Annotated in this window: 12 protein-coding genes, 3 pseudogenes and 1 riboswitch; of the genes and pseudogenes, 11 read left to right on the plus strand and 4 right to left on the minus strand. The window is 55.5% G+C overall.

Going from position 1 to position 21,954, the window contains the following annotated elements; translation table 11 throughout:
• Positions 1 to 16 precede the first annotated feature (16 nt).
• Entirely contained in the window at positions 17 to 829 is an 813-nt protein-coding gene (locus tag VO84_RS19060; RefSeq protein ID WP_058189326.1) for an RHS repeat-associated core domain-containing protein, read from the plus strand.
• An 829-nt stretch (positions 830 to 1,658) separates the two neighbouring features.
• Positions 1,659 to 2,117 carry a hypothetical protein gene (locus VO84_RS19065; RefSeq protein WP_197414119.1) on the plus strand — a complete coding sequence of 153 codons (459 nt, stop codon included), beginning with the start codon at positions 1,659 to 1,661 and terminating at the stop codon, positions 2,115 to 2,117.
• 34 nt (positions 2,118 to 2,151) lie between these two features.
• Here VO84_RS19065 and VO84_RS19070 read toward each other — a convergent pair whose 3' ends face one another.
• Positions 2,152 to 2,571: a tautomerase family protein gene (locus tag VO84_RS19070; RefSeq protein WP_082662180.1), complete on the minus strand. Its 420-nt coding sequence runs from the start codon at positions 2,569 to 2,571 to the stop codon at positions 2,152 to 2,154.
• Positions 2,572 to 2,855: 284 nt separating this feature from the next.
• On the opposite strand from VO84_RS19070, the gene VO84_RS19075 reads away from it, so the two are divergent.
• From VO84_RS19075 to VO84_RS22280, 3 genes and pseudogenes are all read left to right on the plus strand, one after another.
• Positions 2,856 to 3,290 carry a universal stress protein gene (locus tag VO84_RS19075; protein WP_058189329.1) on the plus strand — a complete coding sequence of 145 codons (435 nt, stop codon included), beginning with the start codon at positions 2,856 to 2,858 and terminating at the stop codon, positions 3,288 to 3,290.
• A 64-nt stretch (positions 3,291 to 3,354) separates the two neighbouring features.
• A complete protein-coding gene (locus tag VO84_RS19080) occupies positions 3,355 to 3,687 on the plus strand; it encodes an HlyD family secretion protein (RefSeq protein WP_058189330.1) in 333 nt (110 codons plus the stop codon).
• Positions 3,662 to 4,863 (plus strand): annotated as a pseudogene (locus VO84_RS22280) (IS3 family transposase). The gene VO84_RS19080 and the pseudogene VO84_RS22280 overlap by 26 nt, the downstream one beginning before the upstream one ends.
• Positions 4,864 to 5,175: 312 nt before the next feature.
• Here the strand turns inward: VO84_RS22280 and VO84_RS23085 are convergent.
• Positions 5,176 to 5,433 (minus strand): annotated as a pseudogene (locus VO84_RS23085) (integrase core domain-containing protein); the annotation flags it as partial.
• A gap of 29 nt (positions 5,434 to 5,462) precedes the next feature.
• Here VO84_RS23085 and VO84_RS19100 point away from each other — a divergent pair.
• The 4 genes from VO84_RS19100 to VO84_RS19115 all read left to right on the plus strand — a co-directional run bounded on the left by VO84_RS19100 (position 5,463) and on the right by VO84_RS19115 (position 12,751).
• Positions 5,463 to 5,741, plus strand: a complete 279-nt coding sequence (locus VO84_RS19100) for a tetratricopeptide repeat protein (RefSeq protein WP_058189333.1) — start codon at positions 5,463 to 5,465, stop codon at positions 5,739 to 5,741.
• Positions 5,742 to 6,050: 309 nt separating this feature from the next.
• Entirely contained in the window at positions 6,051 to 9,500 is a 3,450-nt protein-coding gene (locus tag VO84_RS19105; RefSeq protein WP_058189334.1) for an outer membrane beta-barrel protein, read from the plus strand.
• Positions 9,501 to 9,559: 59 nt separating this feature from the next.
• Entirely contained in the window at positions 9,560 to 10,675 is a 1,116-nt protein-coding gene (locus VO84_RS19110) for a pyridoxal phosphate-dependent aminotransferase (RefSeq protein ID WP_197414120.1), read from the plus strand.
• Positions 10,676 to 10,756: 81 nt separating this feature from the next.
• On the plus strand, positions 10,757 to 12,751 hold the full coding sequence (locus VO84_RS19115; protein WP_058189335.1) for a M1 family metallopeptidase: 1,995 nt from the start codon (positions 10,757 to 10,759) through the stop codon (positions 12,749 to 12,751).
• 206 nt (positions 12,752 to 12,957) lie between these two features.
• Here the strand turns inward: VO84_RS19115 and VO84_RS19120 are convergent, their stop codons facing one another.
• Positions 12,958 to 17,337: a choice-of-anchor D domain-containing protein gene (locus VO84_RS19120; protein WP_197414121.1), complete on the minus strand. Its 4,380-nt coding sequence runs from the start codon at positions 17,335 to 17,337 to the stop codon at positions 12,958 to 12,960.
• 144 nt (positions 17,338 to 17,481) lie between these two features.
• Entirely contained in the window at positions 17,482 to 17,808 is a 327-nt protein-coding gene (locus VO84_RS19125) for a hypothetical protein (protein WP_197414122.1), read from the minus strand.
• A 232-nt stretch (positions 17,809 to 18,040) separates the two neighbouring features.
• Here VO84_RS19125 and VO84_RS19130 point away from each other — a divergent pair, with 232 nt between their 5' ends.
• Positions 18,041 to 20,422: a winged helix-turn-helix domain-containing protein gene (locus VO84_RS19130; RefSeq protein ID WP_231738076.1), complete on the plus strand. Its 2,382-nt coding sequence runs from the start codon at positions 18,041 to 18,043 to the stop codon at positions 20,420 to 20,422.
• 139 nt (positions 20,423 to 20,561) lie between these two features.
• Positions 20,562 to 21,139: pseudogene (locus VO84_RS19135) on the plus strand (cob(I)yrinic acid a,c-diamide adenosyltransferase).
• 357 nt (positions 21,140 to 21,496) lie between these two features.
• Positions 21,497 to 21,567: riboswitch (Fluoride riboswitch) on the plus strand.
• Positions 21,568 to 21,954 lie beyond the last annotated feature (387 nt).

Below are 21,954 nucleotides of genomic sequence, written 5' to 3' on the forward strand. Positions count from 1 at the left end.
CCCCCTATCGAGCGCTATGAGCTCTAGGGCGATTCAGTTCGGCTGCGCGGAGACCTACGACGCCTTCGGCAACCGCCTCAGTCAGCAACCATCGGGAACCGGGCTCACCTGTACATCGATCAATACTCCGGTCAACGCGAATAACCGGTTGAGCGGTCCCACGTACAGTTCCGATGCGGCGGGAAATCTGCTGTACGATGGAACCAATACGTTGACCTATGATCGGGAGGGGCGCCTGGCGACCTCGTTTTCCCCCACAATCGGGGGCACGGCCACCTACCTGTATGGCGCAGACGGTCAACGGGTGAACAAGACCTTCGGCAGCTTTCAGACCGAATACATCCGCGATCCCGATGGCTCCTTGCTGGCGATCTACGTCAACGGCAGCTACGTCGGCAACTTCCAAGATATGTGGGTAGGGGGCAAACACTTCGGCGAGGCGACGGTCGCATCGGGCAACGCCAGCCAGACGGAGAACTTCGCCCTCACCAACTGGCTCAGCTCCCAGGCCGCCTACACCAGTCCCGCAACTGGTGTTCCGACCGCGGCGTACCTCAGCCTGCCTTTCGGCGACGCCCAGACGGATCTCTTCGGATCCAACAACGACGACATCCACTTCACCAGCAAAGAGCGAGACGGAGAATCAGGCAACGACTACTTCGAGGCCAGGTACTATGCATCCAGCATGGGACGGTTCATGTCGCCGGATGATTTCTGGAAAGACACAAATCTAGCCGATCTCCAAAGCTTGAACAAATACGCCTATTCTCGCAATAATTCCTTGCGATACATGGACTTAATGGTGAGACAGCGACCGAAGCAGCAGTGAGCCTACGACGGGAGGGAGTAATAGTATGACGCTCCCCACCATTTGTGCAATCAACCGGCGTTTTTCGCGCCCCCGTTCAACCGGCAAAGAAACAGACGCCGAATCGGAAACGACTACTTAGACGCCCGATATTACAGCAGCGCGATAGGCCGGTTTATGTCGCCGGATTGGAGCGCCATTCCGACGGAAATTTGTGCATGGCAACATCACGATAGCAGTGGTACAAAATTAGTAAGCTTTAAGCATGACCCCGACATAGCAGGTGATCCTGGCCTTCGAGTCCCGCAACTCTATCCAGATGCCAAACCTACAGCGCGCAGGCGTCAAAAGCGCGCTCTATCTGCGCTTTGTCTATCGGTTTAAGGTTGCTTTGCATGGTCTAAGGTGTCATCCGCTGACCTGCATGTTGTTGAAAATCCGTTTAGTTGATAATTCGATTCCTACCGCGTCCACCAGATTTCAAAGTGCTTAATGGATTCGATAAAATCGGCCAACCCCACAAAACCCCACAATTAAGATTTAAACTGCCCTTGCTCTTGTGCAACGGGTGATTGTTCCCGTCTCTGCACCATCACCGTCTGCACAACTTTCGAGTTCGCTTGTTGCTTCACTCTGCCGACCGCAGGTGAAGCGGAACAAAAGCTACGAGCCGTTTAGTGGGCAATTCGGCATATTAGAAACATGTAATTTCTTTGCTCCGGACCTCCTTGTAACATCTCGCTGTTATAGGGAGGTCGTCAATGTTCGTCTATTCCGATAAGGAGCAGTCCGACAAGAGGCCTGCAGAAATTGGCCCACGCCCGTGGCATCACCGATCAGACTGCTTTGTTTGCCGGAAGCAAGAAGGAATAGAGCCTCCGCCCACAGGAGGTACATTGTCGAAGGGAAACATTTTCTTGTAGAGCATGCCCCGCTGAAGATGTCTCATGTGGGAACGGTAATCATTCAATCCAGACGCCATCTTCTCGACTTTGGTGAAATGACTTCGGCCGAGATTGCGGAATTCGCTTCGATCATGCGACGACTTGTACCGGCGGTCAAAGTTATCACTGGAGCCCACCGCATCTATTACCTTTCGGTGAACGAGCATGCGCCGCACTTTCATCTTTGGCTTGTGCCCAAGAAGAAGAACATAAAGCTGGAGCCGCTTCCTTTTTATCTCGTCGTCCTGTCCCAGCCACGAAGAGCGGGGCAGAAGCTATTTCGCGCAAGATCCGAAAGCAGTTCGACCGATCCTGAGGATCAATCCAATGGAGAAAAGAAGCACATGCATCAACTCCGCGAGTGACGGCGGAGAAGTGATCCGAAATACGAACCAGATTCTATTCTTGTCCCACCGGTAGCATGATTTGCCCCATCTCCATGGCATTGGCAGACGGGATCTCCTGCAGAGAAAGAGAGAGTTGATCCGTTGCAATTCCCGTGAGATCCTGAAACTTCGCCCAGAGTTGCTTGAGCATGTCCGTTTTTTCCTCGATTGTGTGTCCACTCCTCAAAACGCAATTGAGCGTGGCCGTTGGAGCCTCTGACCCTGCTGTAAAACCTGATCCCTGAGAATACGAAAGGAAGATGACACGGACGAAGTTCCTTGGCACCTTCATTACAGAGCAATGGATTCGCGTGATCTCTTCCGCTATCTTCGCTTTGGTCTCATTTGAGACGGCGCCCTCCTGGGTAATCGCAGTGTAGAGCGGCATTCTAACGATCTCCTTTACAGTTTTTGTGGTTGCTGAGTACTGCATTGCGTATTGCGGAATACGTCGTCAAAAGGTCGCTTTTGGCCTGGCTGGAAATAAATCACATGCCGGCAGGTGAACAATCGGATGCTAGTAATCCTTCGAATACTGGTAAATTACATATTCCTTGTACTCAAGATCTAAGCTTGAGTCCTTCCGGATGGTTCCTGGGATAGCCCGAGTTCTGTATAGATTTCGACCCTGCTCTCGAAGTGATGTTTCCGGCATACCAGAAATATGTAATGGCCACCACTCGAGGGGGCTTCTTACGATAGAGCCGAGTTGCTTTCATGTTCTCCAACATTGTTGTCGCATTGAATGATCTGCCTGAATCGCAGCGCGCTTTACGGATGGCGATCGATCTTGCACGTGTGTGCAGTGCAGAACTAACGACTGTTTCAATTCTTGGTGATCTTCCTGCTTACGTCTCGTTTTCAATTGTTGTTGATCCAGATGCTTCTGCCGCAATGATCGAAGAGCGACGGCACCGCCACAGGGAAATGCACGAGAAGGCAGCGAGCCTGGCGCGAGAGTTGGGTGTTCATGCACAAGGTTCGGTTGTAGCTGGCAACGAGGTACAAGCAGTTCTCCACTTCCTGAAAGACCAAAGGGCCGATCTGCTGGTTGTTGGATTGCATCAGCACGACTTCTATCTATCCCGTCTTTGGAGCTCCGTCTATGACCTCGCTCAGAACGCTACCTGCAGTGTACTTGGAGTGCACTGAGCGAGGGCTCGAATGATCAAGTCTAAGACGAATGAATCTAAGCGAGGCCCGGAGGCTCCAAGGCATGATTAGAAAATCGTGGATTATTCCCTTGATCGTCTTGCTTACTGCTGCAGGTCTTCTCTTTGGTATAGCAGGGCGCTGGACAGGATGGCAGGGGAGTCGCCCTGACCAGGAGACCGACGATGCGTACCTGAAGGCCGATATGACGCCCTTGAGTACACGGATTTCCGGCACAGTTAAAAGGGTCAACGTCGGTGACTATGAAAGTGTCAAGGCAGGTCAAACGCTCATCGAACTTGATGACGAGGACTGCCGGGCTCGTTTTGTGCCAGTTGCAATGATAGGAACTGGACGAAAAGGAGCCGGATATGGCGAGGAAGCGGCATACGCCTGAGCAGGTGGTGAACCTGCTTCGGCAGATCGAAGTGGGAGTGGCGAACGGCAAGACGACCACTTTAGCGTGCAAGGAAGCCCTGATCACTGAGCAGACCTACTATCGATGGCGCAAGGAGTACGGTGGACTGCAGGTAGACCAGGCGCGTCGTCTCAAGGAACTAGAGCAAGAGAACTCGAAGCTGAAGCGTCTGGTCAGTGAGTTAAGCCTTGAGAAGCTGGTGTTGAAGGATATCGCTTCGGGAAACTTCTAAGCCCTGAGCGACGGCGTTGCGCGGTGGCTCATGCCCGGCAAGAGCACGGGATGAGCGAGCGGTTGGCGTGTCGTGTGGTGAACCAGCCACGCGGCACGCAGCGCTATCGGCCGACACAGCGTGAAGACGAAGATGCACTCACTAGGGCCATCGTCGATCTGGCCAGCCAGTAAGGGCGCTACGGCTACCGCCGGATCACGGCGTTGTTGCAGCGAGCAGGTTGGCGAGTGGGCAAGGACCGGGTGGAGCGCATATGGCGTCGCGAAGGGCTGAAGGTTCCGAAGAGACAAAAGCCACGAGGGCGGTTGTGGCTCAACGATGGCTCGTGCGTGCGATTGAGGCCTGAGCACAGGAACCATGTATGGAGTTACGACTTCGTCAGCGCACGGACGCACGATGGAAGAACAGTGCGTCTGCTTAATCTAATCGACGAGCACACACGCGAATCCCTGCTGGTTCGTGCCGAACGTAGATGGTCGAGTGCCAAAGTGATCGGAGCTCTGGCTGATGTCATGGTGATGAAAGGAGTGCCGGAGTATCTACGATCAGACAACGGACCGGAGTTCGTTGCGAATGATCTGCGCAAATGGCTTGCAGATACAGGAGCAAAGACACTGTACATCGAGCCCGGCTCTCCCTGGGAGAACGACTATTGCGAAAGCTTCAACTCGAAGCTGAGGGATGAGTTCCTCAACGGAGAAATCTTCTACTCTATGAAGGAAATACGTGTGCTGGCCGAACGCTGGCGCATCCACTACAACACCGTCAGGCCGCACTCATCACTGGGCTATCGACCGCCCGCACCGGAGGCCTGGCTGGCAAACACCTGGGGGTGTGGAGAAGTGGAAACCGCTACGCGCTTCCCACTTCACCACACCCCCGACGGCGGCTACCTGAACTCAGAGAAAGCTGCGCTACACTAACAAAATCACTGGCGCAAAACATCGGTCAGGCCACTGAGTGTGTCAACGTATCACCACGAGCGGATGATGAAGGATGCAGTGCATCCGGAGGGCAGGACAGATTTTCTGCCTGCTCAACTTACTCAGGGCGATTTTCAGAAATTGACGAAGTCGATGGAGAAGAATCAGACATTTCTTGTCACAGACCATGCTTAGCATGGGGCATCTCTTGAGTTCAATCTCTTGACTCAAGAGATGCACTGCGCGATGTGAGAGGCGACATCAACCACGCTGCCTCAACTTGGACTGCCCGATCTTTTGTACCGTGGAGTGTTAGCGTAGCGCAGCTTCTTTTGTGATCAAATCGCCGCTGTCGAGGGCGTGGGGAAGTGGGATGCATTGTTTGCTTTCCACTTCTCCATACTCTGTTTTGGTTTCGGTCTGCCACGACTCGGGTGCTGTTTGCCGATAGCCGAGTGAGGAGTGTGGCCGGATGGTGTTGTAGTGAACCCTCCAGCGTTCTGCCAGGATCCTGATTTCCTTCATCGAGTAGAAGATCTCCCCGTTGAGGAACTCGTCGCGCAGCTTGGATATGTGGAACCTTCAGTCCCTCGCGGCAGATGGCAATTACTCTCCTGCACAATGTGAAATGGGGAGCATTGCTCCTGGATCAGCAGCGTCCCGCGGATGCCGTAAGCTATCTCACTGCTGCAGTCCAATCGAATCCGCGTTATGAGAAAGCATATCTCCTTATCGTCAGGGCATACGCGGGACTGGGCGAAAATGACAAGCGCAATCAAATGGTGCAGCGCCTTCAAGTAGTCAGGGATGAGAATCGTCTCAGTTCGAACGGCAAGAATGAAAACGGCACGGCGCCGGGTGAGCCTGCGACCCCATAATTTTCGAAGGTCAGCACTGCACGTTTGTCTCCCTTCATCGCATACACTTTGACCTTCGATTCCTGAAACGCATATACTCTTATCATGCGCAAGCGTTCGGCAAACTGTTGTTGTCGTTACTCAAGGGCTTATTCCATTGAGTTGAGCGGCTGCGTGTCGATGCTTCGCCGGTAGTCTTTTTCCTTCCTCATCCACTCAATGGAATCAGTGCCTGACGTGCAGGCGCATTCCATAATCGCTTCAAGCGACCTCCTGCAGCGGGCAAAATTCCACATATTCCCTTGTCAATGCTCCAGGAGAGGCTGTTTCATGACGCAATCATTCAGAAAATCTTTGCACTTCATCGTGTTCTCGCTGCTCATTCTCTTTGTTGCGAATGCGCGAGCGCAGACGTATAACGGAGGCCTGCGCGGCTCCATCACCGATGCCCGCGGTGCAGTAATCCCCAAGGCATCCATTACATTGACCGACGAAACCACCCACCAAGTACGTTCCACCACGTCGAACTCGGACGGGGCTTACGCATTTGACGCGCTTCGGCCTTCCATCTATACGTTGCATGTTGCAGCAGCTTCTTTCGAAGCCGCCGACCGCACCCACATTGCCCTGGCCACGCAGGATTTTCTAACACTCGATGTGCAGCTCGCCGTCGGCACTGCTGTTGATTCCGTGCAGGTTTCAGCGCAGGCGCCGCTGGTGGATAACGCCACTGCTTCCATAAGCGCGAACTTCGATCAGCGCCGCCTCGAAGATATTCCTGTGCTCGGCCGCAATCCTTACATCGCCGTAGGTCTTTCAGGCGTGTTCGTAAATACCGGCAATCCCCAATTCATCCGCTTTGCCGATCAGAATGGAACCACGGCGACATCGGTTGCAGGCGGACCAATTGCCTCAAACCTCTATCTTATCGATGGTGTGCCGATCACCGACACCAACAACCGTCCCATTGCGATACCGACAATCGAGTCCATCCAGGATGTGAAGGTACAGGCGCTCACTTATGACGCACAGGTTGGCCGCACCGGCGGCGGCGTCTTCAATACGCTGCTGCGTTCCGGCACCAATGCACTGCACGGATCCATCTTTGGCGAGACCCGCCAGACAGCATGGCTGGCCAATGACTTCTTCGCCAACCGCAACGGGATTGCGCGTCCGGATAGTCCTTACTACAACTGGGGTGCGTCACTGGGAGGACCTGTTTTCATTCCGCATCTGTATGATGGCAGTAATAGAACCTTCTTCTGGATCGGGTCCGAAGGCTATATTCAAACCTCACCGTACACAGAAACCTTTGTAGTGCCCACGGATCTTGAGCGCAGCGGCAATTTTTCCCAGGACTTCAACGCGGACGGTTCACCACACGTCATCTACAACCCAAATGACACCTACACGGATGCAACCGGCGTGCACCGGCGCCCTTTCACAGGCAATGTCATCGGTAATGTCAACACGGTTGGCAAGAACATCGTTTCATACTTTCCGTCGCCGGCAGCTGGCACCAATGAGTTCACCGGAACAGATGACGTGCGCGATCATGCCCAGGAAGTCACGGTGAAGCTGGATCAACAAATCCGGCCGTGGTGGAGCGTGAATGGCTCCTACATCTTCTATGAAGCATTGCAGCCGCTAGGTAATCCGCTGCATACACTGCCGGGCAGCTACTCGTACATCTATCATCGTCAGGTAGACGCTACGCAGGTGAACAGCACTTGGATTCTAAATCCGAGCACGGTGCTGACCGCGCGCTACGGCATCAATCGCTTCCCCAATCTGATTAATGAAGTCAGCCAGGGATTCGATCCCAGTGAACTCGGCTTCCCACAGTCCTACTCGGACAACATTCAGTCCAAATTCTTCCCAACTATCTTTTTCGCCAACTACTCTCAGCTCGGCCAGAACACAAGCCAGCTCGACAATTGGAAATCGCAAATCATCAATGGAGCGCTCTCAAAAAGCATTGGTCATCATGACTTCACGTTCGGCGCCGAGTATCGCCGCTTGCGTCTGGACTTTCAGGACTACAGCAATGCTCCAGGAACCTACACTTTCACCGGCGCATTCACACAGGCCAACCCAAACTCTTCCGATGGTCTCTCCGGGGACGACATTGCCGATCTGCTGCTCGGCTATCCAGTCTCGGGCGAAGTCGATCTCACTACGTTCTTGCACACATATCTCGACTACAACGCAGTCTTCGCGCAGGACGACTGGCGTATCACGCGCCGCCTTACTCTCAATCTCGGCTTGCGTTGGGAAGCGGAAACTGGCCTCAAGGAAAACAACAACCAGTTAGCCGTAGGATTCAATCGCACGGTCCAGGCGCAGCTCTCCAATGGCGCCAGCGTAACCGGCGGCATTCTTTTTGCCGGCGTCAACGGCAATCAGCGAGATATTGGCGATCTTTCGCGCGCCAAGTTTGCGCCGCGTATCGGCGCTGCTTATCAGATCGACTCTAAAACAGTAGTGCGCGGCGGTTACGGCATTCTGTATGCTCCTGTCCGCTACGATCCTATCGGTGCGCTGGCGCCCGGCTACTCTCAGGCAAACAACTACGTAGCCAGCACAGACAATGACCAGACATCCGCGAACTCGCTCAGCAATCCATTTCCTGATGGTTTCCAGAAGCCGGCAGGAAACTCCGCCGGTCTGCTCACCGGCATAGGAAACTCTGTCACAACATATGATCAGAATTTTCATGCGCCGCGCGTGCAGCAGTTCTCAGTGGATGTAGAACGCGACCTGCCCGGACACATCGCCCTGGACGCTGCCTACATCGGTTCACGCTCTACGAACCTGTCCCCCTCACCCGGAGGCAGCACGCCAATCAACATCAACCAGCTCAACCCTTCGAACTTCTCTCTCGGCAGCTCTCTAAGTGACCAGGTAGCGAACCCGGTATATGTTCCCGGAGGCGCAGGTATCCTAGGTCAATCCACGGTGGCGCGCTCCCAGGCTTTGCGTCCGTTTCCGCAGTTCACCTCCGTCAACCTGCTGGTGAGTTCTGCGCATGCCAAATACGATGCACTGCTGATCAAAGCTGAAAAGCGTGCCGCACGCGGACTCAACCTGATCGCGTCGTTCACCTGGTCAAGCAACTGGGATTCATCCTTTGCCACAGCCAACAGCATTCAAAGCCCGGGATCAGCTGCTCCGCAAAACGTCTATAACCTCGAAGGCGAATATGCACGATCGGTCTCCAATGTCCCGTATCGATTCGTTGCCGGGGCGCTCTATGATCTTCCCTTCGGCAGCGGTGAGCGCTTTGCAACAAACAGCCAATTCGTCGATCACATCATCGGCCATTGGCAGTTGAATGTGCTTCCAACCTTCCGCAGCGGTTTCCCCATCTCGGTTTATCAGAGCAACAATGCCAATAGCGCCGTAGCCGGCAACGGAGTGCAGCGACCAAATCTTGTGGAAGATACGCCTCTGGGAACCAGCGGAAGCCTGTATAACAGGCTCAACGGCTACATCAATCCCGCAGCTTTCACCGCATCATCCGCTTACACCTTCGGCGATGCTCCGCGCACACTCTCACTGCGTGGACCAGGCTACGCTAACTGGGATATTTCCTTGTTCAAGAACATCCCTATCCGGGACCGTGTGAATATCCAGTTCCGCGCCGAGACCTTCAACACTTTCAACACGCCATTGTTCAATGGCCCCAACACTGCATTGGGAAGCTCGAACTTCGGACAGATTACGTCCATGGCTAACTTTCCACGCTATCTTCAACTCGGTCTCCACATCACTTACTAACGAATACTACGCGGCGGGCCCTGGCGGCCTGCCGCCTCACTTTTCAAGGAGCCATTGCAGTGTCTCAAGTCATTACACGGCGTTCGCTGTTTCAGACATCAGGCGCTTTTCTCGCTTCCGGCCTTGTATTGCCGGGTTCTCTAACTGCCTGGGCAGCACCCTCAGAACAGCAGCGCATCCGGCTCAACCTCAATGAGAATGCATGGGGCCCGTCTCCAACGGTCGCGCCTGCTATCGAAAAAGCGCTTACGCAAATCTCTCGCTACGGCGAACCCTCCGCCGCTCAAGCACTCGTAGAGCAGATCGCCGCATATGAGCGCGTAGCCCCGGAGCAGATTATCCCTGGAGAAATCCTGGTTGAGCTTGGGCTGTACCTCGGCAGCCAGGGCGGCCCGGGAGGAGAGTTCCTCTACTCAACACCCGGCTATCTCGCGCTCATCGATGCAGCAAGTCGCGTCGGAGGCGTAGGCATTGGCGTGCCGCTGAACCCAGCATTCGAGAATGACCTGCCAGCCCTTGCGTCGCGCATTACGCCCCGTACTCGCGCCATATTTCTCGTCAATCCACATAACCCTACCGGCACAGTCAGCGACTCCACCACTTTTCACGGCTTCCTGCGCAACGTATCGCAGCACGCGACCGCGATCGTCGATGAAGCATATCTCGAATACACCGATGATTTCGCGCAACGTTCAGCAGCCTCCAAGGTGCGTGACGGCGCCAACGTGATTGTCTTTCGCACCTTCGTCAAGATCCACGGCCTCGCGGGTCTTCCCATTGGGTATGCAATCGTACCGAAAGAGATTGGAAAATTTCTGCGCAAACAGGGACTTGGCGATGCGGAAGCACTCGGCAGGCTTAATATGGCGGCGGCCTCGGCTGCGCTTGCGGACCAGGCACATGTTGCCCACGTTCGTGCCGCCGTGGCAAGTGAACGAGCCAAGTGGCATGCCGTTCTCGATGAACTCAAGCTGCGTTACACGGATTCACGCGCCAGCTTCGTCTTCTTCGACAGCGGCCGCCCGCATGATGAGATCGCTTCCGCCTTCGCAGCGAAAGACATTGAAGTTGCGCGAGCCTTTCCGCCGTATAACAATTGGGTACGAATCACCATAGGCCTTCCGGAAGAAAATCTGCGCGCTCAGCAACAGCTACGCCGCATCCTCGCGCATTAGCAGATCATCATGCGCAGCAGCTCTCTCATGTAATCTGATTCAAACTTACAGATCCACTTTTGTTGGGTGGGGAGAGTGCTAATGAAGATTTCTTCGGTCTTTCCGCGCGGATTATGCCAGCCGGTTCTGTTTCTTTCGCTTGCCACCGCAACGGCCTTCTCACAGAGTGCAACGACCACCACTTATGATCCGCGCCGGACCTTTGCGCCGCTCTCGTTGCCCGATCCGGTGAACGCATACCGGTCAAGCAATGGTGCGCCGGGGCCGAGCTACTGGCAGAATGCGGCGGACTATGAGATCCACGCCAAGCTCGACACAGCAGCACGGCAGTTGAGTGCGACGGAGATCATTCACTACACGAACAACAGCCCTGATACATTGCCCAGCCTGTGGATTCACATGGAGCAGAACATCTATCGCAAGGATTCGCGGGCGCACGCCATTATGGGTGGTTTACGACGCGCACGTGGTGGTGCCGCAACTGCTCCAGCAGAGGATACTTCGACAGACGGATTTGTTTTGGATTCGGTCGAGATTGAGTCAGGCAAGACGAAGGCGAAAGCCGACTATATTGTCAATGACACGCGGATGCAGGTTCGGCTTGCGGAACCGCTCAAGCCGCACGGTGGACAGCTGAAGATTCACATCCAGTACCACTACAAGATTCCCGGCGTATGGGGCGGGCGCAATTCCTGGGGCATGTCCAAGCAGGGTGAAATTTACGATATGGCGCAGTGGTATCCGCGGATGTGCGTGTATGACGACCTGCGCGGATGGGACACGTTGCCTTATATCGGCAGTGAGTTTTATCTGGAATACGGCAATTTTGATTACTACGTGAATGTGCCTTCAAACATGCTCGTTGCCGGCTCCGGAGAGCTTGTGAATCCGAAGGAGGTTCTTACCAAAGCCGAGCAGGATCGGCTGGAACAAGCGCGCACAAGCGACAAGACTGTTTATATCCGTAAGCCGGAGGAAGCAACAGACCCCGCGAGCCGTCCCACGCAGAACGGTCCCCTCACATGGCATTTCCACATGGACCACACGCGCGATGTGGCGTGGAGCGCTTCTCCTGTCTTTGTATGGGATGCGGCGCGAATGAATCTGCCCGATGGCAAAAAGTCGCTGGCAATGAGCTTCTATCCGCCAGAAAGCGTGGGGCCGGATGCGTGGGATAAATCCACCGAGTATGTGAAGGACACGGTGGAGCATTTTTCGAAGCAATGGTACCCATATCCTTGGCCTGCGGCTATCAATGTGGCCGGCTTCTCAACCGGCATGGAATATCCGGGTATTGTCTTTGATGGCATTCCCGATCATGGCTCATTTCTCTTCTGGGTTACGGCGCATGAAATTGGCCATGACTGGTTCCCGATGATCGTAGGCTCGAATGAGCGACGCCACGCGTTCATGGACGAGGGCTTCAACACCTTCATCGACATCGATGAGTCTGCAACGTACGCAAACGGCAAATACGGACCGAAGCGCGATAGCGAATACTCTGCCGGAGGAGAGCCCCCCGACACAATTCTGAAGGTGCTGGATAATCCCGATGCGCCCACACTTATGGCCACGGCGGATTCTTATGGCTTTGCTGTGGGCCATCCCGTGAGCTACTTCAAAGGCGCCTACGGAATGGTTCTCTTGCGCGAGCAGATTCTTGGGTCGGAGCGCTTTGACTGGGCCTTCCGCAAGTACACCCGCGATTGGGCATACAAGCATCCTTCGCCTTCGGATTTCTTCCGCGAGATGCAAAGCGAAGCAGGGGAAGATCTGGGATGGTTCTGGCGTGGTTGGTATCTGAACAACTGGAAGTACGATGTGGCCGTGGATAAGATTGAAGGCTCAACTGTCACGCTGAGCAATCGCGGCCAGCTCGTGTTGCCCACCACAGTGGAGGCCATCCTTGCAGACGGAACAAAAACGCGCGTCAGGCTTCCAGTGGAAACATGGCTGCAGAAAGGCAGCTATACCTGGACGGTCGAAAGCAAGACACCAATCGCTTCTGTTGTCGTCGACCCCGACCATCAGTTGCCGGATGACGACCGTAGCAACAATGAGAAAAAAGCACAGTAATAGATGCGGCCAGACCGGCGCTATTGCGGTAAATCGAGTCGAAGCTTGCAAGATCGTATCCGGGAATAAGAATCACGCCGAGCCCGCCGCAGACGTGATGCCACCGAACTTGCCGAATCGAGTGATCGAAGTGAGCAGCTGCGCTGCACTAAGGCCGTAAACACGGCCTTAGTGCATGGGTAGCAGTCATGATTGGATAGTCATGGTCAGGGTTGGATAGTCAGTGTTATTTGGTGGCTGATGCTTCCACTGGTTGCGGTTACGGTGAAATTGACTGCGGGCTGGGCGCATCCTGTGAGTGCGAATGCTGTGAGTCCCATAACCACGATGATTGCCGCGATGCGGGTGCGATAGTTCTTCAGTTTCCTGCGGAACCCTAACAGGAACGCCATGCAGAAGGCGAGGGCCGGCAGAGCGGTTCGTATGCCGCCCGGACCACGAGCCGGTTTGTGATTGAGTGCCGCAGGTGACGCCTGTGTGAGAGTCAACGTCGTGGTGACCGTGCCGTTCTTGGGTGTAACCGTGGACGGGGTAAAGACCGGTGTTCCATAGGAAGGATCGAGGCCACTCACTGTGAACGTGATGGGTTGGTTGAATCCAATGGCTGCGGTCAGTGGCGCGACGTCAATTTCCCATTTCGCGTTCGTAGTACCCTGCGGTGGGGTTGGAGAGGAGAGGACAAAGTCGGAAGGACTGGTGCCGCCGCTGAGTGTCACGGTCGTATCGCCCGTGCCGAGGCTCACATCCATGTTGGCCGTGAATTCACTCCCGGTGGCTCCCGGAATGAAGTACACGGATATCTGGCAGGTAGTGCCTTTGTTCAGACTTGCCGGGCAGTTGTTGGTCTGTTTAAAAGCCGCGGGGTTCGTGCCATTGAACGTGGCTCCCGCAAAGCTGAGCGGCTGATCGCCGGAGCTGGTAATGGTGACGACCTGGGCAGGACTTGTCTTGCCGTTGGGTGTGGCCGGAAATTGAATCGTTGTTGGAGTTACAGAAGAAATTTCAGGAGTAATCGTGTTAGCGGTAAGAGCGCTCGCCATGTAGTGCAGTTGTGTCTGGCCGGAATAGTTCCAGTTGACTTGGTATAGCGCGGTGTAAGTCGTATCTGCGGCAGCGGAATCCGAATCGAAGGAGACGCTGATTATGCAACTGGTGTACGGAGCCAGGGTGATTGTGTAGTCACCATTACCGTCGTACTGGCAGAATCCTGAGTAACCGAGGGTTTGCCCCCACACGGGCGCGTTCGCTCCCGTGATGCCGTAGTTCTTGGCTTGGGCTTGAATGGTCTGCGATGTCTGGTTGGCAAATGTGAGACTGGCATAAGGGGATTCGGTAAGTGGCCCCACGACGACGTTCTGGAAGTTGATAGAACCCGGGATCAGGAAGACATTGTCGCCGCTGATAGGCTGGATGCCTGTTCCCGTGAGAGTCACCGAAGGATTCGACGATCCATCCGTGACAGTGAAGCTGCCCACTGCAGAGCCAACGCCGATGGGGTTGTAGCTTAATGTGTAGGTGCAGGATGCCCCGGCTGCTACGTGCGAAGTGCAGGTTGTGGTGACGATCGAGTAGACGGGAGGATTGATGGTTGCAGCGCTAATCGTTACCGCAGCCGAACCGTTGTTAGTGAAGGTCACTGTCTGCGTAGCGGTCTGGCCTTCGTAGACATTGCCGAAAGCAACGGTGGCCGGCGTGAGAGTTTCAGAGGCCTTAGCCGGGCCTCCTGTTCCCGTGAGCTGGACCACCTGCGTTCCCAGGTTATCCGTAATGGTCAATGTGCCCGTGAAGGGCGATTCTGCCGTGGGAGAGAACGTGATGGAATACTGGCAGGTTGCATTGGCGGCAATTGAGGCGCCGCACGTGTTGTTGGTTAAAGCGAAGGCCGCGTTCCCGCTTATGCTTGCACCACTGATAGGCGCGGCTGAATCGCCGGAATTGGTGACGGTGACAGACTGGGTTGCAGTTGTGCCATCCGCTACCGTGCCGAAAGCAAGCGAGGTTGGTGAAACGCTTATGGACGCCGAGTTCGCCGCACCAGTCAGCGCGATGGTGAGCGGGTTGGATGGATTATCAAGGTCGCCGGTTGTGTAAGTGGAAGTCAGCGTCCCAGCGGATTGAGGAGTGAAGGTGAACGTGATTGTGCAGCCGGTCAGCGGGGAGAGGATGGCACAGTTATCGCTATGAGTGAAATCCTTGCTGTCAGTGAGCGAGCCTTCTTTAACATAGATGCTCTTCGTCGTTCCGTTATAGAGCGTTGCGGTCATGGCCGCGCTGGTCGATCCCACGCTCGTTGCAGGGAAAGTGATCGTGGCAGGCGTCAGTGTCAGGGTGTCATTTGGCTGAATTGCCGCGATGAATCCATCACCGCCCGTATCCGACGCGCAACTGGAGCAGGTGGCCTGATACGCGTTGATGACAGGAAGATCGGTCGCGTAGGTCTCGCCCACCATGAGTATCTGGCCGCTGCTGGGCAGCAACACTCGCATCGGCAGCGTGAAGTTCGTGGTAGTGCCCAGGTAGGACGAGAGCAACAGCGAGTTGTCGCCGGGCAGAGTGGGATCTATTAAGCCGAAGACACCGTCCATGTATTCTCCGGAGGGCTCCGTAGTCGTGAGATTGTTCTTAAGCGGGAAACCAGCACCGGAGCTGCCGGCGAAGGCCACCTGGCCGTTCGAAGAAACCCCGATTACACCCGCCGAATGCAGATAGGTCGAATACATCAACGTTCCGCCATCCGCGGAAATCTTGCTGAGATATCCGTAAAAGTCGTCGCTTGGAATGGTCGGATAAACACCGTTCTTAATCGGGAAATCAGCCTGGTTGGTGCTGCCCGAGACATAGATGTTGTCTGCGGCGTCTATCTGAATTTCGGCACTGTAGAGATTGCCATAATTGCCGGAGGATTGATTCGTTCCTCCAAGGAAGGAGGAGTAGAGCACAGCGGTGCCGCCAGGGTTGAGCTCCATCAGAAAGCTCGAATTGCAATATGTAGTGCTCGTTGTGCTGCATTTGGGCTGCACTGCGCCAGAGGTGGCAACCGGAAATGCGGAGTCCGGAGTACCGCCATAAAGCCAGACATTGCCTTTGGAATCGAGCGCCAGCGACGATAACGTAGCTGAGGTTATGGCAGAATTGCCATCGCCCACCTGGGTGGCCCAGAGGACGGCGTCGGTTCCGGACTTGGTGGTATCGATCTCGGCGACGAAATCCACACCGGTGCTGAACAAGGCATTTTTCTTCCAGATGAATTCGTCGGGACTTCCGAGGGACGCTGCTCCAAGCAGGTAGACGATGCCGTTGTTTGCGGTGACCATATAGTGCGAGGTTCCATCCCCGACCTGACCGACATATCCCGCGCTCGGTAGCCCGAAGCCGATATAGGTCGAATAAAGGAGCTTCGATCCATCCGCCGATAGCTTGGAAAGGATGCCTCCGGTCGTCGACTCGCCTCCCTCTGTGGGCTGGCCGCCGGGATAGGCATTGACTTGTGGAAAATCGGCGCTGAGGGTAGTGCCCGCGATGTAAATGCTTCCGTCGGAATCAAGCGCCAGGGAAAACGCCTGGTCCATATTGCTGCCGCCAAGATAGGTGGCAAAGAGCAGGGTCTGGCCGGTCTTGTCGAGCTTGGCGACGTACATGTCGGGCACGGTGTAAGCGCCGTTGTCCGGGTTCGTTGGGCCGCATTGGCCGGCGCATGCGCCGGTGGGTGCGCCAACCGTATTCAGATCGGTGGAATCCGTCGTCATCAGCAGATAAATGCTGTCATCCGTGCCTAGCTTCACATCGACGATTGAGTCATAGTGCTTGCCGCCGAAGTAGCTCGCATAGAGGATCACGGGATCGATCACCAGTGGCTGGTAGTGGTCATAAGGGCCCAGGGAAAAACCGTAATCGCCATTAGCCAGAAGCTGATAGCTGGCCGTAATCGGCCTTTTCGTGCCGTCCTTAAGCTTCTGGTACGCCACCGGCTTCAGAAAGCGCAACCGTTCTCCATCAGCGCCGGCATGAACCGCCTGGCTCATGATCAGATCGCCAGTCTTGTCATCCGTAACGGCATTTGCGCCTTGAATTTGCATCCGTATCCGGGTCGGATCGGCATTCGCGGCAACCATGTAGTCATGCTCCAGCTGGCTGCCATTGCCGTAATAGACAAGATCGATGCCGGGATAAATTGCCGGCACTCGAACGCGTCCGAACTGTCTGACGCCGCTCCGCCATCGCGCAGAATCGTTGCCAATCATGTAATTGCTGCAACCCGGAAGCACATCTTCTCCCTCGGGCTTCGCCTTGGCATTCGCGCCGACAAGCTGCATCGAGAGTGAAGATGCGCCCGGAGCCGCGAACTCCACCTTTCCACTTACGCCGATACGCAATGTCTGCTCGGAGGTCCGGCTGGTCATTTCTCCGTTCATGGCTCCGTCAGCAGCGGGCTCAAAATGCAGGGGCTGCCGCATCAGCGTCTTGCGTATTTCGTCTTTGGAAGCTGAAGTTGAGGACTGGCTGCCAGTCCGAGTCTGAGGTTCAGCCGAAGTCCGGGGTAGGGCCTGAGCCTTTGAGGTAGACGTGGTGGCGAGCGTCAGCAGCATGAAAACTAGAGTTGGCAGAGAGCGTCTTGAGGGTAAAAGGGGAATCATAGCGAAGCTCCTAAATCTGAAAGTCACGAATTCGAAAAGAAATGGGGCGAAGCAAAAGGACGGAGGCGGGGCGAAAATTCTGCCGCTTGCGCCAGGTCATCCGGGCTTTTCTTTGAACTGTTGCAGCGAACGCTCACATATCCAGAGCTGGCCATCCGGCTGTCGCTGGAGGTGAATGCTCCCGGTGAGAATCGCGAGTTTGAGTAAAACCCAGTCGATGAATCCTCGATCCAGCACATCCTGAAAGCCCATAAACCATGTACCGCCGCATTGCGGGCAGTGCACCGGCGGAATAGCGTCTTTCAGGACATCGGGCGAGCCAGTGCTTCCAGAACTCGTCACAGGTCGCTGGAGGATCTGGGTGATCGACGCAGAGATCTCGCGGTGCTCGATGCTGACCGAAATCCGGCGAACGCGCCTCATGAGGCCATCCGTGTGAGCGAAGCGGAGCCGGCGATGGCCAGAAATGGGAGACATGTTGCCCGCATCGACAACGATGGCGCTTCCACCGCCTGTTTGCTATGCTTCAAGCAAGGCTTTGATCGTTGTATTTTGCTACTCGTCCGTTGCATGGTCTCCGTTATCCCATGCGCATTGAAATGCTGCCTTCAACTCCCGATCAATCCCAACTCAATTTCTTCTCAAGCGGTCTATCTTGCTGGAAGCAAAGAGCCACATCCGATTTGAAGGCTATGTAATTGATCGCCTCAGCTGGACTCTGCGCTGGGCGGAAGAACCGATTGCACTCAATCGGAAGAGCTTTGATGTGCTCCTTTACCTGGTCGAGCACCGCAATCGCGTGGTCAGCAAGGACGAACTGCTCGAAACCGTCTGGGCCGGCCAGTTCGTGGAGGAAAGCAATCTCACCCAGCAGGTCTTCCTGCTGCGCAAGGCTCTTTCGCGACACCAGTCCGGCATAAAGATCATCGAGACCGTTCCCGGTCGAGGCTATCGGTTCGCCGCGCCAGTCGAAATCGAGCCTCTTCCCGTCTCGCACGAACAGGTCCAGCAGCAGATCGTTCTCAGCACCAGCCAATCGATCACACGAATCACTCTCGAAGAAAAGCTCGAAGAAGACGAGACGGAAGTAGGTCGCGAATCCGCGCGTCTGCCAGCCGCGGCGCGAAAGCGGAATCCGGTTGTCGTTGCTTCCGCCGCATGTGCGCTCGCGGTCGCGCTGGCCGCGGGGGGCTGGTTTGGCTGGCAGCGCTGGCTTGACCGCACCGGCGGCGCGCCCATCGACGTCGTTCTCACTCCGATGGATGGAAGTACCGGCGACAAGATTCTGGACAGGACTCTGGACGACGCCCTGCGCATCGATTTATCACAAAGCCCTTTTGTCTCCGTAGTCTCACCCGCGCGTGTCCGCCTAACCCTCGGCGCCATGATGCGTAAGCCGGACGAAGCCATGACCCCGGCAATTTGGCGTGAGATATGCGAGCGAACCAATAGTCAGGCCGTCTTGCGTGGCACGGTCGCACGGGTCGGTCAACATTTTCTGGTGACCGAAGACGCCACCAGTTGCGTGAACGGTGCAGTCCTCGCCGAGGCAAAGCGGGAAGCCGCCACTCCGGAAGAGCTTCCGCAGAGCATTGACAAGCTCGCCGAAAGTCTTCGCCAGGAACTCGGCGAATCCCGCCGCAGCATCGCCCGTTTTGACACGCCGCTCTTCCCTGAAAACACCCCGTCTCTTGAAGCGCTCAAGGATTACAGCCAGGCCAACATTCTGGGAGCGCAGGGAAAATACACCGACGCAATCGCCTTGCTGAAAAACGCGATCACCATAGATCCCAATTTCGCCGGCGCATATTTCAGTCTGGCTGCAAACCAGTTCAGCACCAACGAATTTGCCGAGGAACGAAAATCAATTTCCACGGCGTTTCGCCTACGGAACACAGCCAGCGAGCCAGTCCGATTGGAAATTACCGCCCTTTACCACTCCACCGCGACACAAAATCTCTACGAAGCCGAAAGAAACTATCGCACCTGGACCGAGCTGTACCCCCGTTCCGGACCGGCATGGTCCGGACTATCCGCCGTTCAGCGCGACCTCGGCCGCAATGCCGATTCTCTGATCTCCGAAGAACGTGCCCTGGAGCTACGGCCCGACGTTCAAGGGATGTACACCAATCTGACCTTTGAACAACGAATGGCAGGCGATCCCAAAGCAGCCATAGCCACCCTCGATCGCGCCATCGCCAGGGGACTCGATGGGGACAATGTCCGCGGGCATTATCTTGAGTCAGCCTACGTCCTTCATGACACTGCGCTCATGCAGAAGCAGAGGGATTGGGCCGCAGCACATCCGGACGCGGTCTATTTCCGGATGGTGGAATTGCAGATCGCCACCGCCGAGGGTCGACTCGGAGACGCACAACGGCTTCTCGCCCAGAGCGTAGCATTGCTTCGGACTCAGGGCGACGACGACAGGGCAAACGGTCTTATATGGAATGAGGGCGCCAACCTGGTGGAAGAGGGCGACGTCGCGGATGGCACGCGCCTGATCCGCAGCGTGCCCGCCGACCCAAAGGATGAGGACAGTATTGTCGGCCTTGCCAGGGTGGGAGACTTTGCTGCAGCCGAAGCGGCAATCCACGCGATGCAGGCTGAGTTTCCCGAGGGCACCATTTGGAACGATTACCGTGGCCCGGAAGTGCAGGCACTGGCCGACATGGCGGCGCATAAACCTGCGGACGCGGTCGCCGCTCTCGAGCGCACGCGGCCTCTCGACGCACGCGATCCGCTCACCACGCTGCTACGCGCCGACGCATATCGCGAAGCCGGCGAAAACGCATTGGCCGAAAAGCAATATCACGTGATTGTCGATTACCCGCTACAGAATTCCGACACCGAGGAACAGCCGCTTTCTTGGCTGGGACTCGGCCGCACTCTGGCCGCTGAAGGCAATCGCGCCGCCGCGATCGATGCGTATCAGCATTTTCTCGCCCTCTGGTCTCACGCCGATCCCGACGCCCTTTTTCTCCGCCAGGCAAACAGGGAATTGGCCGCTCTCAAGACACCCCCATCAGCGAAATAGAATTACCGCCGACACAGGATGCAAAACAGAGCCTGAATTCTCTCGAGGATGAACTTATCATCGAATAGGACCATTCTCTTCTTATCAAGACACTTCGCATCCCATGAGAGGAGACCGATTCGCTGCAAGGAGAAGAACGATGAGCATTGCAACCAAGCATGGAGATGGAGGACAGACCGGCCTGGCTGGCGGCATACGTATCTCGAAGGCTGATCTTCGCGTTGAGGCCTACGGCACGGTCGATGAGCTGAATTCGCATCTCGGTTTCGCATGCAGCATCTGTCAGAACAAAGAGATCGCAGCGTGGACCGAAGAAATCCAGAGGACACTCTTCCGCGTTGGTTCCGCGTTAGCCACCCGCCGGAGAGCAGAAAATCACCGCCTGTGATTGCAACGGAAGACGTGGACAAGCTCATGGAACTCGTGCACAGGATTGAGTCGACAGAAGGCATTCTCGCAGACTGGTCGCTCCCCGGCGGCCACACGGAATCCGCCGCATACGAGATCGCGCGTACCGTCTGCCGCCGTGCCGAGCGTTGCGCCGTTCGCTTTATGGAGAGCAGCGCCACGGATGTGCAGCCGGAAGTATTGGCCTATCTCAATCGCCTTTCGGATGTAATCTGGCTCTTCGGCCGTCTCATTGAGCACAACGCCGGTGTCAACAGCCGTTTGCGCGAGGACAGCAACGGCGGCCCTGAATTTTCGAGGGCGTGGTAGTACGAAGCAGCGACAGCACCATGTTTTGAAAAGCGATGATGCGGTTGGCTATGGTGCTGCCTGCGCTTGAGCCGGTGAGAGTCGTATCCACCGCCACAATTTTTCGTCAGGAAATCGGAGAACATCTCCCGCCATCTGTTGGGTCTTGTTCCTGTCTGCCATAGCTTGATCGTTCCATTAGGTGTAGTCCCACGCTGTGCGACTACATAGCCATTCGCTTCTGCACTGTAACGAAGTCTGGGATGGAAATGAGTTCAATCGCCACCCAGCAGGCAACCATGTCTTAGTGCGAATGCGTTAATTCAGATGGGTTACCGAGGATTTGCTTGAGTTGATCTTGCTTCTGGTTTTTGATATAAAGATTGTGGCGAAGGAATCCGCCTTTAAACGCCTTCCGAAATGGAAAGGCTGATGACTCCTACCTCTCGGTAGGAGTTTTTCATTTCCTACCAAAACAAAATCGAATGGTTTTCAGCTGGAGAAGTTTTAGCTGATCTCGCGGGTGTGTCTCGTTTCGCTTCAATTCGAACCGACACAGCTGGCGGGAATTGTGTACCCAGCCGAACTGTTGCTCAGTACGACGGCTCTAGTTGAACGCCATTGAGGCTTGAGGAATCGATATGTCGCAGGCTCCGAAATCGTTGTTTGCACGTGAACGTCCCAATGGGTTCGCAGACAACCTTACAGAACACTTTAGAACCGCTCGTTATGTGTTCCTGGTTGCGGCGCCGTTTGGCGTCTTGGTCTGCCCGGCTTGCTTTGTACCAGTGACTAAGAGACACACTGGAATGAGGAGAGCAAGATGGCACGAGGTA

It is taken from the genome of Occallatibacter gabretensis (genome assembly GCF_001449115.1).
Taxonomy (GTDB): Bacteria; Acidobacteriota; Terriglobia; order Terriglobales; family Acidobacteriaceae; genus Telmatobacter; species Telmatobacter gabretensis.

Bases quoted from the DNA above. Each gene is read 5' to 3' on its own strand.
- VO84_RS19125 (WP_197414122.1), bottom strand. From the start codon at position 17,808: ATGAGGCGCGTTCGCCGGATTTCGGTCAGCATCGAGCACCGCGAGATC.
- VO84_RS19100 (WP_058189333.1), top strand. From the start codon at position 5,463: ATGGCAATTACTCTCCTGCACAATGTGAAATGGGGAGCATTGCTCCTG.
- VO84_RS19120 (WP_197414121.1), bottom strand. From the start codon at position 17,337: ATGCTGCTGACGCTCGCCACCACGTCTACCTCAAAGGCTCAGGCCCTA.
- VO84_RS19080 (WP_058189330.1), top strand. From the start codon at position 3,355: ATGATTAGAAAATCGTGGATTATTCCCTTGATCGTCTTGCTTACTGCT.
- VO84_RS19070 (WP_082662180.1), bottom strand. From the start codon at position 2,571: ATGCAGTACTCAGCAACCACAAAAACTGTAAAGGAGATCGTTAGAATG.
- VO84_RS19115 (WP_058189335.1), top strand. From the start codon at position 10,757: ATGAAGATTTCTTCGGTCTTTCCGCGCGGATTATGCCAGCCGGTTCTG.
- VO84_RS19075 (WP_058189329.1), top strand. From the start codon at position 2,856: ATGTTCTCCAACATTGTTGTCGCATTGAATGATCTGCCTGAATCGCAG.
- VO84_RS19060 (WP_058189326.1), top strand. From the start codon at position 17: ATGAGCTCTAGGGCGATTCAGTTCGGCTGCGCGGAGACCTACGACGCC.
- VO84_RS19105 (WP_058189334.1), top strand. From the start codon at position 6,051: ATGACGCAATCATTCAGAAAATCTTTGCACTTCATCGTGTTCTCGCTG.